General features: G+C 54.6%; 10 protein-coding genes. 5 read left to right on the plus strand and 5 right to left on the minus strand.

Features of this window, described 5'->3' with window-relative positions:
- Positions 1-19: 19 nt before the first annotated feature.
- The 5 genes from QM470_RS08560 to QM470_RS08580 all read right to left on the minus strand — a co-directional run bounded on the left by QM470_RS08560 (position 20) and on the right by QM470_RS08580 (position 7,049).
- Positions 20-2,383 (minus strand): glycosyltransferase, encoded by a 2,364-nt coding sequence (locus QM470_RS08560; protein ID WP_283338929.1) that lies wholly within the window; start codon positions 2,381-2,383, stop codon positions 20-22.
- Positions 2,384-2,386: 3 nt separating this feature from the next.
- On the minus strand, positions 2,387-4,324 hold the full coding sequence (locus QM470_RS08565) for a polysaccharide biosynthesis/export family protein (RefSeq protein ID WP_283338931.1): 1,938 nt from the start codon (positions 4,322-4,324) through the stop codon (positions 2,387-2,389).
- A 152-nt stretch (positions 4,325-4,476) separates the two neighbouring features.
- A complete protein-coding gene (locus tag QM470_RS08570; RefSeq protein WP_283338932.1) occupies positions 4,477-5,601 on the minus strand; it encodes a KpsE/RkpR family capsule polysaccharide export protein in 1,125 nt (374 codons plus the stop codon).
- A complete protein-coding gene (locus QM470_RS08575) occupies positions 5,598-6,272 on the minus strand; it encodes an ABC transporter ATP-binding protein (protein ID WP_283338933.1) in 675 nt (224 codons plus the stop codon). Before QM470_RS08575 ends, QM470_RS08570 begins: the two co-directional genes overlap by 4 nt.
- Positions 6,273-7,049, minus strand: coding sequence for an ABC transporter permease (locus QM470_RS08580; RefSeq protein ID WP_283338934.1), 777 nt, complete (start codon positions 7,047-7,049; stop codon positions 6,273-6,275). It abuts the gene before it with no gap.
- Between the two features lie 637 nt (positions 7,050-7,686).
- Between QM470_RS08580 and QM470_RS08585 the strand changes: the two genes are divergently transcribed.
- From QM470_RS08585 to QM470_RS08605, 5 genes are read left to right on the plus strand one after another with little or no spacing between them, the layout of a single operon-like run.
- Entirely contained in the window at positions 7,687-8,166 is a 480-nt protein-coding gene (locus tag QM470_RS08585) for a hypothetical protein (protein ID WP_283338935.1), read from the plus strand.
- Between the two features lie 18 nt (positions 8,167-8,184).
- On the plus strand, positions 8,185-9,897 hold the full coding sequence (locus QM470_RS08590) for a hypothetical protein (RefSeq protein ID WP_283338937.1): 1,713 nt from the start codon (positions 8,185-8,187) through the stop codon (positions 9,895-9,897).
- Between the two features lie 17 nt (positions 9,898-9,914).
- Positions 9,915-10,109 carry a hypothetical protein gene (locus QM470_RS08595; RefSeq protein WP_283338938.1) on the plus strand — a complete coding sequence of 65 codons (195 nt, stop codon included), beginning with the start codon at positions 9,915-9,917 and terminating at the stop codon, positions 10,107-10,109.
- Complete coding sequence (locus QM470_RS08600; RefSeq protein WP_283338939.1) at positions 10,106-10,720, plus strand: hypothetical protein; 615 nt, start codon at positions 10,106-10,108, stop codon at positions 10,718-10,720. Before QM470_RS08595 ends, QM470_RS08600 begins: the two co-directional genes overlap by 4 nt.
- Positions 10,721-10,731: 11 nt before the next feature.
- On the plus strand, positions 10,732-12,282 hold the full coding sequence (locus QM470_RS08605) for an AAA family ATPase (RefSeq protein ID WP_279998870.1): 1,551 nt from the start codon (positions 10,732-10,734) through the stop codon (positions 12,280-12,282).
- The last annotated feature ends 61 nt before the right edge of the window (positions 12,283-12,343 follow it).

Genomic DNA, 12,343 nt, shown 5'->3' on the forward strand with positions numbered 1-12,343 from the left:
CTCCAGAATTTTATAAGGATTACCTCATCCGCTTATCGAAATAATCTCTAAAGAACAAAGTCGGGTTATTAAATAGCTTTCTTATTTTTCTTTTCCAATTTTTCTTTGATGCGGATTTTGTGTCGTATTTTATACTTCTCGGTATATTATAAGATACACTGTATTTCTTTAAAATACCGATTTCTTTCTCGAGAAATTTAAGCCTCTCCTCAATGCTCAATGGCTTTTTTAACGGTATTTTATTTATATACCCCCATGGCTTTCCTCCTTTGACACCTAATTTCTTTTCAGATTCATTTTTAATAATAGACAAAAATATTGGATATAATGCCTCCGAGAACTCTTTAGAAAATCCTTTTTCAAAAAATTCAACGACATTAAGCTGTCTACTATTAAGATATTGGATAAACTTTTTTCTTCTAGTTACATCAAAAGATATAGCATCCAGCCATAACTCAGATAGATTTCCCTTATGGCAATCTATAGTTATATTCTTTCCAGAAAAAACACCAAACCCAAAAGTATAAATATTTACATCATAATCTAAGGCTTCCAAAACAACTGTCGAGTTTACGGCAATCAACGAATCCGATTTCGATAAATCATCTGAAAAATTTTCTTCATCGGAAAAATAAATATTTCTCATTTTGTCGAGAGAATATTCAGAAGCATCCATTGGATGTTTTCTAATGACTATTTTTATCTCTTCAGACAATGAGGTGCGAATATGCTTGATAAAGTCCTGATTCGATAAAGCAAGAGGAAAGGACTCTTTCATCAAAGTGGTATCGCCAGGCAATTGCAATGCAAGAAGCACTTGTCCCGAATTTTTAAAATTCTGAGAACAAATTTTTTCTTCATCTAGCCGACCAATCAATTCCTCAAAAGAAAAATTTCGTAATGAGCTTCGAGCATTAGCCCCCGCAATATCGAAATATATATGGTCATTTTGAGGAAACCAGCCAAGCTCGGTGAATACAGGTGTATTATTTACCTTGTCATAAACACGAGAAATTAAATTTCTATACTGCTTTGTATTCCCATTAAAAACTAACAGGGTATCGAAAGACTTATCAGCCAATTCATTAGCCAACTCATCTGGAAATTTATACCAATCGATTACTTTATATTTATCGGGATTGATTTTGAATTTTCTAGAAAAACCTTTTTTATAATAAGTACCAAGCGGCTTTCTTGAAAAAATAGAATAGTCAGAAAATAGCCGACCATCAAATAAGCTACCCCACATGTTTTCAGCTGATTCACTGTTCATGCAAAGTCCTGCAACGGTGAAATTTCTTCTTTCTTGGTAGTGAAGAGTAACTTGCTCAACTACTTTACGAATATTTTTCTCTAAAGGAATGTAATTTGAAGGAATTATTTCATTTGAGATAAAAATCTTTCTATCACTTGAGTTTGCAATGATATTCTTGACTCCATTTACATATTTATTATTATTATTATTTACAAACTCAATAATATTATCTCTACAGGGATAATCTGAATCCAAAAGATCCAACACGCTTGCAGCGAGAAGTCTCACATCGAACGGCTTAACAAATTTTACGGGCGCTTCTGCGAAAGCCTCTGCGGCTCCAGCAATATTCCATGTCACCACATGACACCCGTGCAACAACCCTTCAGCCACAACCATACTAAAGCTTTCAAAGCGCGAAAGCATTAAGCAAATCTTAGATCGTGCTATATATTCATTTTTCTCATTGTTTGAAATCCATCCAACCAATTCCAATTGACACGAGAAATTAAAATTTGAAAAATAAGAAAAATTCTCTTCCTTTACACCGATAACTACTACCTTTATATCATTTGGTAGATGACAAAGCAATTGAGCGAATAAATCGATCCCCTTCAATCTCTCGAAACGGCAAACAAATACAAGATCGATATCTTTCTCTATTGCTTGTATACTGTTATCAAAAAAGAGAGGGTTAGGAAATATTTCAATATTATCTTTCTCTCCAAGCCCATAATTTTTGTATGCAGAGAAATTAGAAAAAGTCGGGCTAGATATAAATTTTGCATTATTAATTGTGGCAAGCTCTCTTGAGAACCGTTCTTTACTTAAATTTCTTTGGTTAAGAGACTCTAGCCTCAGAATTGGTGCATGCAACCGAACATGCAAATCAACTCCATCACTCCCGGAGGAAAACATTCCGTGCGTATCTGGAATCTCAACTATCGCACCTTGACATTCTGTCAATATATCTTTTGCAAAAGACTCTTTATTAAATCTATTAGATTTATTCTTAAATGCCGATACATCAACGCCATAGTCATTAAGAATTTTAATTGAAGATTCAACGTAATTGGTAATTCCATGATTAATATATGGAAATGGATCAGCTATGTAATATTTCTTCATAAATTAAAGCCCAAAAACAACTTTCGCACTCACAGCAATCTGGTACATGATTTGTGTCATGTCTTTCCAGAACTGGCGTTTTTTCTCATCTACCTTGGGCAGCACCAGAATCTGGTCACCCGCATGAATATCGGTATTGGCAAACAGCTGTTTGGGGTTGACCTGGTCAAACGACCCATCACGACGGGCCACCACCACGCGGGCGTTATCGGCCATTTGTGTAAAACCACCGGCGCGCTGGATGTAGCCCTCCAGGCTCAACTTGGTTTCATAGGCAACGGCATTGGGGAATAAAACTTCTCCGCTCACTAGCACCAGGTCATCCCTGCGCGGAATGCGGATGACGTCACCGTTTTCCAGCAGCATGCCGCTCAGTTGACTGGCCTTGGCAATCTGTACTTGGCCCGTAGGCTCAATCTGCTTGGCACGCTGCACCCACTGCAGGGTCAGATCGGCCTCATCTTTGCGCAACTTGGCTTCGTCGCTGCTGCCGCTGCGGGCGGTCAGCAAGCTCATTTCCAGGTTGTGCAGGCTGGTCAGCAACATTTCTTTCTGCCGCAGCTTCACGCTTTCTCGGAACAGTTGCACGCTGGCCATGTCTGAGTTGGTGCTTTGCTGAATCTGTTCCAGTAAAGTACCCATGGGGGTGCCGTAGGGCAGCACATATTCTTGGGCACTGTTGTGCTCCCCCTCCACGCGCACAGTGATGGTGCCGGGCTTTTTGTCTGCCGTGAATTCCAGCTCATCCCCGTCGGCAAGTGCCACAGAGTTGGCTTCGCTCAGAGGGTAATACTCGGCGTTGCGCACGCTGCCGGTATTGCGCACCACCCGCACATGGGTGGCAATAGACAAGGGCTTGGCCACCTGCATTAACTGGGCGACGGTTTGTTGCCCGCTTAGAAATTCAAAACGCTTGGCATTTGCCACCAACCCCTTGACACTGACACGCCGGGCATATGGCGGAACAAAGATGACATCACCATCGGCCAATTGCACCATCGGCATGGATCCGTGCAGCAAAAAGTCATACAGATTGACGGTGGCCTTGGTGACTTCACCTCGCTTGACCTGCACCTGCAGATAGCTGCCGCGCTCCGGGTCCACGCCGCCGGCCATGTCCAGATAGCGCAACACGCTGTCCATGCTGGTGCCGCTGTAGAGACCGGGGCGATTGACATTGCCGCCGACAAACACGCGCACCGGCTGAGCCGCAGCCAGGCTGGCGTAACTGCTCACGTTATTACGGAAAGTACGACGCACGGCAGCCTGCACTGCGGCCTCCAGTTCACGGTTACGCACACCCAATACCTGCACGGGACCTGCGTGCGGCAGGAAGATATTGCCGCGCGGGTCTACGGTCAGTGATTGCTCATACGCAAACGCACCCCACAAGCGCACCTCAATCTGATCGCCAATCGCAATCGCGTAGTCGGGATTGAATTGCGTCGCACCGGGTTGGCTGAAGGCCCCTGTGAACAATTGGGCGCCAAACACATCGCTGGACTGGTTGTTGATCTGGTCCTGGGTTTGCACAGGCAGGCCCTGCGAACCTGGTACTTGCCCCACCGCCCGATTTGGAGAAACGGTGTTTCCACCCGCCTTCTGCGTTTGGGATGGGTAAAGGCTGCTTCCAGGCGCGGTGAAAGCCCCACTGGGTGCCACGGGCGGAAGCACCGCAGTGGACGCGGGATAGGCAGAGCTGGTAACACCACCGTTGACGTACGAACCGTTGCCCGAACTGGTGGTCGTCGCATTGTTGTTGGCGCCTGCACCAAGCCCCAGGGTGCTGTTGAGATCATATTGCGCCCGCGCTGCGGGCTGCCACATAGCCAGTGCCAGCAGTACCAGCATGGTGCCAGGGCGCAGAGCACGGCGGCCTGTGAGATGAGGTGCGTTGAATGCTTTCAAATGCAGAGTTGCGAGCGTCGGATCCGTCATCATTTTGTGGGTCTATAAATGAGAAATGCTTGCAGGTATTTCACTGCAAGCGATTAATTCAATAGCTATTGAAAGTTTTGCCTTGAAGTTTCGGTGTATCTGCCAAAGATATCTGTCCTGTTATGCCAATGCCACATCCTGTTTGGCAGGCAACTTCAATCGCGATGGTCACGAACGATGGCAAGCAACAGGTGCGCCAAGCCGGCCAACAACATGATGGTGACCACCCAGATACTGGTGGTGTACAGGCGCCGCGGCTCCTTAGCTTCTTGGGGCAGATTGGGTTGCTGTAGCACAGAGACTTTTTTCAGCGTACGCGTGGCTTCAAGACGCCCTTGCTCCAGCGCAGTCAGCGCAGTCTTGTACATGTCCAGGTCAAACTTGGACTGCAGCTCCAATTGCGCAAAGGCTTCTGCCGTACGATTCAACGTTTTGCCACCCGGGGCGGCCAGCTTGGCTTGCTCCTGCGCGATCTGCTTTTCCAAAGCGTCAATGCGCTGATTCAGCAAAACGATGTTGGGATGGTCCGCAACCAGATAGGCTTGCATGGCAGCGCGCTGCGCCTGCAAATCCACCATTTGCCCCTGCAAGTTAGCCACGATGGCAGCAATCACCTGGGCCGCGGCCTCGGGAGAAATCATTCCCTTTTTGTCCTGAAACTCCAGCAATGCACGGCGCGAAGCCAGTACCTTGCTGTTTAGAGCTTGCACCTGCCCTTCCAGAAAAGTGACTTGGTCCTGGGCGATCGCATGCGCCATGTGGTTCATGAACCGTTCACCCTCTTGCACCAGCATTTGCGAAATCTGCTGCGCCTTTTCTGGTTCATAGGCTTGCGATTTGACGACCAGCACTCCCGCAAACTCGTCGTATTCCACCTGCACACGGCGCAGGTAGTAGGCATAGAAATTTTCACGGCTGGCTTCAGCACCCTGCCACATGCGAGAGAACCAGTCACCTTGTGATCCAAAGTGCTCACGCAGTTGCAAGGCGGTGTCCAGCTTTTCGGCCATGTCGGGTGATCGCAGGTGCTCACGCAGCAGCAGCTGATCCGCACGGTTGCTCCCTGTTGAACCAGAGATCAGGCTCCCTAGATCAATCGCCGTGCCGCTGTGGAGGTTGGTGCTCTGAATGATGAGACGCGACTCGGATACATAGCGATCCGAGGCAATGCCCAGCCAGTAAACAGCCGTACAGACACACGCTGCTGCAGTAAGTGAACGCAAGGGGGAGCGGCGCAGCCATTGTTGAACCGGGCCGCGCAAAGTAGAGGCGATATTCATGAAGTGGAAACGGAAGTGCTGTCGTGGTAGGCGCGCAAGGCGTCGTCAATCTGATCAAACCAATGGGCTTGCCCGCGGTGCAACCACACGCCCGCCTGGCAAAAATCTTTCAACGTCGCCTCGCTGTGCGAAACCATGATGACGCTGGCCTTGCCTACCTTGTCCTTGAATGCCTTGGAGGCCTTGGCCTGAAAAGACCTGTCCCCTGCAGCAGTAATTTCATCGGAAATATAGACATCAAAATCGAACGCCAGCGATAAACCGAATTGCAGACGCGATTTCATGCCTGAAGAATAGGTTTTGATGGGTTCATCAAATGCTGAACCGATTTCGGCAAACTGTTGTACCTGGGACAGAATGCGGGGAATGTCATGCTCCATGCCGTGGATGCGAGCCACAAACTTGGTGTTCTGCCGGCCTGTCATGCTGCCTTGCAAACCCCCACCAAACCCCATCGGCCAGGAAACCTTGCAGTGCCGTCGCACTGCACCCTTGGAGGGATAGTCCACCCCACCAATGATGCGCAACAAGGTGGATTTACCAGCCCCGTTGCCGCCAACCAAGCCAACGCTGAGCCCATTGGGAATGCACAGATTGACACCCTGGAGCACCCAGGGCCCCATTCCATGGTCTGTGTAATAACGTTTATGGATATCGATGACTTCAATCATTTACTGCATCACCAAGCGTTGATTGAAGCGCCGAAACAACGCCAACCCCAGAAACAACAACGCCAGCGCACACTGATAGGCATACACCAGATCCAAACCGGCAACTGAGTGGTAATAAGGTGCAAAGCCCACGCGGGATGCCTCAATCGCATGCGCGATCGGGTTCAACAACAACCAATCCAGATAAGGGGGCTGAACCAGCGAAAGGGGGAAGACCACGCCGGAAACCATCATCAACGGCATCATGATGAAGTTGATGATGCGCTCGGTCTCAGGCACCAGTTTGATGAGCACCCCAAAGATCATGCCCAAGCCCAAGGCACACAGCCAAGCCAGCGTAAAGGCTTCCAATACATTCCAACCGCTGGCGGGCCAGTCCATCCACCCCATCACGGCACCCGCAGCAAATACCGTGGCGCTGATCAACAGCATGGTGACACCCTCAACCACGGAACGCACCAGCACCACATCAGCAGGCCGCACCTGACGGTAGGCAAAGAGTGAGCTGTTCGCATCCACCCCGTTCTGCACCTGTGACACGGTGCGCCGAAATGTCATGAAAACCAGCATTCCACTGGCAATCCATAAAGGGGTTTCAATGCCGCCAACATGGCGCACCCTGATGACTGTGAATATGAGAATGAGCCACAGCACATTGGCCACCGGCTCCAGCACCAGCCATACCCAAGCCATGCGTGAGCCAAACATGCGCACTATGGATTCACGCAGAAACAGTGCTTTCCACACAGCTCCCGTTGCTTTGAAAATATTATTCATTACCCTCTCTTGCAGATGCTCGAATTAATATCTCATTTCACATGCAAATATGAAACATTAATCCAGCATCTATCGAATAATATTATTCATTTTAAATCTGAATATATCCGACAAAATTAGTATTCCCGAAGATTATAAATGTTTAAAGTGCACTATTTTGTTTCGTAGGAAATTTTTACCTTTTGTTGACATAACACCATGTCGCCTGTATGGCGCGGCAGTGACTGGCAATCCCAAAAAATAGAACAAGCGTTCAATTTAAAGCAACACACCAACCATCTGCGTCATCTGCACCACCCGGACCTTGGCATCACCTACGCGGCCAGCTGGGCGGTCCCGGCGACACTGCCTGGGCTGAGACGCAGCCAGCATCCGTCGCCTCTTTACCGCGAAGAGCGCCTCACAAGGCACAGCTGAGCAGGGCGCAGGCGATTCATAACTCTTGCAGGTCAAATACGTGATACGTGCCCCCGGTTGCACGCGCTGCCAAGACAGACAAATGCAACGGCTGCTGCAGACGCCCATCATCTCCAGACCTGGAAGAAAACGCCTGAAAACCCCGTTTCGACACGATTCGGCAAGCACGTTATGTTACAAACCAGGTCGTGCCGCTGTTGGCACGGCTGATGTTTGCCCAATGGCCCGTTCACTGCTCGGACTTCGCCCGGCAGCCTCCCAGACCCCGCTGGAGCTGTCCACCACCACCCCGCTCCAGACTCCCCTGAATGGCGCCGCGCTGCAGGCCCGCTTGCGGCAAAAGCGTTCCTCGGCCTATGTGCAGGCCGTGACGCAACTCGATGCCGGCGGCCATGTGCACAGCCCAGCCGCCACCCAAGCCTTGATCAATGCCATCCGCAATGAATTGCCCGATGTGTCGATCGATGCACTGCCATTTGGCATCGTGTCCCGCTGCTATCTGGGCGCACCCTATGAAGTGCATACCCTGGACTGCAGCGGCAGCATCATCCAGCACTACAAGACCCATGAAAGCCTGCCCGCTACGCTGGAGCGGGCGCGCAGCCTGGCCCAGCACCCGGCTTACGCCTTCATTGAAGTGTATGGATCCCGCCTTATCGCGGTCAGCTCGTCCGGGCAGACCGCGCTCATTGACCTTTGACCTCCTCCTGCTTGCCCTATGAGTTCTGAACGCATCATCCAGGTTGCAGACCTGTCCTTGATTCTCGGGTCGCTTCGCTCCCTGCAAAGCGATATCGGCACGGTCTCCAACCAGGTGGACAACGTCGGCCACGACCTGTCGCAGACCCGTGCCGAACTGTCGCGCCTGGAGCAGGCTTTTGCAGACTTCGTCGAAGCCGACCTCAAGGCCAAGGAGCTGTCGCTGGCCGAAACCCGCCAGGTGAAGATCCGCCAGGAAATCGAAAACACCTTCGGGCAGAACGCCGTGGTGCGCCGCCAGGCCACCGGCATCCTGCAGGCTTCGGACATTCAGTTGGTCCGCCAGGAAACCATCCGCGGCGCGACGGAAGAGCTGATGCTCTCCACCCCCCGCTACTGGCTGGCTCCGGCCCTGGTGGCCTTGGCCGCCTGGCTGGGAGACAACCGCGACCTGGCCCAGCGCGCGCTGGCCGAAGCGGTGCGCCGTGACGACGAAAAGACCTCGCTGTTCTTTGCCCTGATCTCCCGCCGTGCCGGCCGCAGCGAGGCCAATCGGACCTGGCTGGACCGCTACTTCGGACTCCAGAATCCACACCAGCTCGACCGCCAGACCGTGGTGATGGTCGATGCCATGGCCAATGGCGTCTTCAATGCGGACACCACACAGCTGTGCTCCAAGCGCATCACCGCCTGGATCGAAGAACTGTCGCAGCAGGCGGGATTTGCCGAGGCGCAGCGCAGCCAGTGGAGCGACGCCTTGCGCTCCAAGACCCCCCATGCAGACCATGCGGACGACTATCCCCATCTGTCGCGCTTCAGCCCTACCTGGGGTGCGCTGGGCACTTCGCTCAACGAAGCCTCCATGCAATCGGCGGTGCTGCAGCATTTCGAACAGGTCTTTCAAGGTGAGATCAAGCCCGCCAGCAGCGTGCTGGTGGCCGTGGACGATCTGCTGACTAAGCTGGTCACCCGCTTTGACGATGAGGAACTGCCACTGCGTCGCCAGGAAGAGCTGTGCCGGCTGATCATTGAAGAAAGCGGCGACAAGCGTGCCGCCCAGAGCCGTTACGACCTGCAAAGCAAAACGCTGGACACCCAGGTGGACTTTACCCAGCTGCTGACCAATGCCGCCATGCACCCCGAAACCTCGCATGTCACGCGGGCCACGCAGCGCTTTGCGATTGCACATTCGCGCGACTGGATTCTGGATGCCCACAGCGATGTGACCGCCAAGGCACGGCAAAAGGTCCCGCAACGCATCGATCTGCAGCTGGAAGACTGGAGTGGCCAGACCAGTGCCGGAGAAAACGAGGCCGAGCTGCTGGCCAGCCTGGCCTCGCATCTGGACCAACGCGAAGCCGAGGCGCTGGCAGGCGCCAAGCTGGGACTCAAGCACTGGGGCGCCGTTGCCATCGGTGCCGTTCTGGTACTGATGAGCGTGTCCTACGGTATGGTTTCGCTGGTGCTGGGGCTGGCCGCACTGGGCTGGGCCTATCTGGGCCACCGCACCGTGCAGAAGCTGCGCATCAAGATCCGCGATGATTTCGCGCGCCTGAAAACCCAATCGGCACAGGCATTGCGCGCCTGCATGGCAGAGACCGTGGAACTGCGCCGCGACCTGGCACAGCGCGATGGCGTTTCTGCGAATGTGACAGCCCTGCTGGAAAGCATCAGCCCCGCGCAGCACCTGCTGTCCGGTCACGACAACGTGCGCCGCGTCATGTCCGCCTAATCACACCAGGATTCCCTATGCCCAGAGACCTCTTTTCCACCGTGGTGCCCGCAACGCCGGACGCCTCCAGCCCCCCCGTGGCGGTACCTTTCGCGCAGCCCGCACCAGCAGCGCCCCAGGCCGAACTACCACCCGACCGCGATGCGCTGGCAGGAGCGCTGCCTGACTGGGATCTCCTGCCGGGTTCGCCCTTTGTGCGCCGCGTCAAGTGATACGAGGCTGGTTTTCCCGCCCTGCTGATACGACATCGTCTGCAGCAGAATCTGCTGCAGGCGGCGATGCCCCACAGTCCTACGCCCAATGGAGCCAGTGCCTGGACGCCCTGGCCCAAGAGGACAACGACGCAGCCTGCCTGCAGCAGCTTGAGAACGGCCAGCTGGAGTGGACTGCGGGGGTGGCCCCCATGCTGGGCAAACGCATCAGCGAAGAAGTCCAGCGCCGGCTGCAACGCTGCTCCGACCGGTTGGCACGCGATCTGCGGCTGGGGGCGCAGGAAACCCTGATCGTGCGCGCCGTGCTCCAGGGGCGCGTGCAACTGGGTTTTGTCCACCGGCTGTGCCAACTGCCGGTACTGCCCGCGGCCACGCAGCAGCACCTGCAAGGCGAAATCCTCAGATTTGCCGAGCGCGCACAGAAATCGCTGGAAGACACGGCCAAGGCCGACCGCAGCGGACAACTGGCCACCCTGTTGCGCAACAACCCGTTGACAGGCTATGACCGCACCCCTGCGTCCTCCAGCCCCCTTCATACCGCGCCGCCGGCAGCAGCCTCCCTGTCCCCTGCCACAGCGGCTGCGCCCCGCAGGCGCAACATCCTGAACTGACCATTGCTTCCATGAGCGACACCGCTGAATTCAAAGCCACGCTGACGCGTTATCTCAAGGCACGCATCCCCTTCATCTCCATCCGCAGCGCCGAGCGCAGCCGGGTCCTGGAACTACTGCGCGACGTAGGCTCCACGCTGCAGGCTCCGATCTATGTGCACACGCTGTCCCAGGGGACGCGCGAGCTAGGCAGCAACCGCTCCGTCAACGACGACCGCTCCGTGACGGGTGCCGTGGACTTCGCCAGCCAGCAGTTCGCCCAGCGCCAGAATCTCACCGCGACCCTGACCGAAGTCTCGGACATTGAAGACGACACGCCGGCGGCGCGCCACCTGCTGGATGTCGTGATGCTGGCGGCCGAGAACAGCGGTTCGGTCATCGTGATCACCACCAAGCCGGTCTGGGGCCAGTTGCAGCGCGCAGGCATGTCGCTCGTGCTCTCCGCCCCCACCGAAGACGAGATGCTCGGCATCATTCGCGACAACCTCAACGCCTACCGGGAGCATTTCCCCATCGAATGGGACGATGCCGACGAGCGCCGTGCCGCCGCCGCACTCGCGGGGGTGTCGCGCATCGAAGCGGAGAACATCATTGCGACCTTGCTGGCCAATGGCCGCATCACCAAGGCCGACATGGTCGAGGTGATGCATGCCAAGGACCGCATCTTTGCCGATATCTCCGGCATCGAGCGTGTCAATGTGCGCAGCAGCAGCCTGAACGTGGGGGGATTGGGAGGCCTGAAAGCCTGGCTGGACAAGGAACAGCCCCTGCTCACCGCGGATCTGCGTGAGCGCGGCATCCGGCCACCTCGTGGCGTGCTGCTGGTGGGGGTGCCCGGCTGCGGGAAATCGCTGTCCGCCAAGGCCATTGCGGCCAACTGGGGGCTGCCGCTGTACCGCCTGGATCTGTCCACCATCCATGGGCAGTACCTGGGGCAAAGCGAGACCCGTCTGAAGGATGCGCTGAGCACCGCCGACCATGTGGCTCCCTGCGTGCTGTGGATCGACGAAATTGAAAAGGGCCTGGCAGGTGCCGGAGGCAGCGGCGATGGCGGCACGGCCACCCGCTTGGTCGGCCAGTTCCTGTACTGGCTGCAGGAATCCCTGGCCCGCGTCTTTGTGGTGGCCACCGCCAACGATGTGTCCAAGCTGCCACCGGAACTGCTGCGCCGGGGCCGGTTTGATGAACTGTTCTTTGTCGATCTGCCCACCCCGGCAGAGCGCCGCGAAATCATCGGAATCTACACCCAGCGCGGCTTGCGGCAGGAAGTCCCTGCGGCGCTGCTGGACGAAATGGTGGAGCTGTCCGATGGCTTTGCCGGCTCCGACCTGGAGTCGGCCGTGCGCGAGGTGGTCAAGGAAGCGTACCTGCGCGGTGACGAGGTCGTGACGGCGGAGCTTTTCCGCCGCAGCTTCACCAATGTGGTGCCCTTGTCCAAGACCGCACCGGAGCAGATCGAAAGCATCCGGGCCTGGGGACGGGAGCGCGCCGTTCCGGCATCGGGCCAGCCCATCGGTGCGGCCACGCAGCAAGTCCGCGCCCGTCGCCAGGTTCTGGCCTGATGCACCGCCAGCGCACCCGTGCGGTGCGCGGCCCTGCAAGCGCCCAACCCTCGACTCAGGG

The sequence above is a fragment of the Comamonas sp. 17RB genome (assembly GCF_030056555.1).
In the GTDB taxonomy this organism is placed as follows: Bacteria; Pseudomonadota; Gammaproteobacteria; order Burkholderiales; family Burkholderiaceae_C; genus Comamonas; species Comamonas terrigena.

What these genes read in the sequence shown, in the direction of transcription:
- QM470_RS08605 (WP_279998870.1), top strand. Translation starts at nt 10,732, where the DNA reads ATGAGCGACACCGCTGAATTCAAAGCCACGCTGACGCGTTATCTCAAG.
- QM470_RS08585 (WP_283338935.1), top strand. Translation starts at nt 7,687, where the DNA reads ATGGCCCGTTCACTGCTCGGACTTCGCCCGGCAGCCTCCCAGACCCCG.
- QM470_RS08590 (WP_283338937.1), top strand. Translation starts at nt 8,185, where the DNA reads ATGAGTTCTGAACGCATCATCCAGGTTGCAGACCTGTCCTTGATTCTC.
- QM470_RS08580 (WP_283338934.1), bottom strand. Translation starts at nt 7,049, where the DNA reads ATGAATAATATTTTCAAAGCAACGGGAGCTGTGTGGAAAGCACTGTTT.
- QM470_RS08595 (WP_283338938.1), top strand. Translation starts at nt 9,915, where the DNA reads ATGCCCAGAGACCTCTTTTCCACCGTGGTGCCCGCAACGCCGGACGCC.
- QM470_RS08565 (WP_283338931.1), bottom strand. Translation starts at nt 4,324, where the DNA reads ATGATGACGGATCCGACGCTCGCAACTCTGCATTTGAAAGCATTCAAC.
- QM470_RS08570 (WP_283338932.1), bottom strand. Translation starts at nt 5,601, where the DNA reads ATGAATATCGCCTCTACTTTGCGCGGCCCGGTTCAACAATGGCTGCGC.
- QM470_RS08560 (WP_283338929.1), bottom strand. Translation starts at nt 2,383, where the DNA reads ATGAAGAAATATTACATAGCTGATCCATTTCCATATATTAATCATGGA.
- QM470_RS08575 (WP_283338933.1), bottom strand. Translation starts at nt 6,272, where the DNA reads ATGATTGAAGTCATCGATATCCATAAACGTTATTACACAGACCATGGA.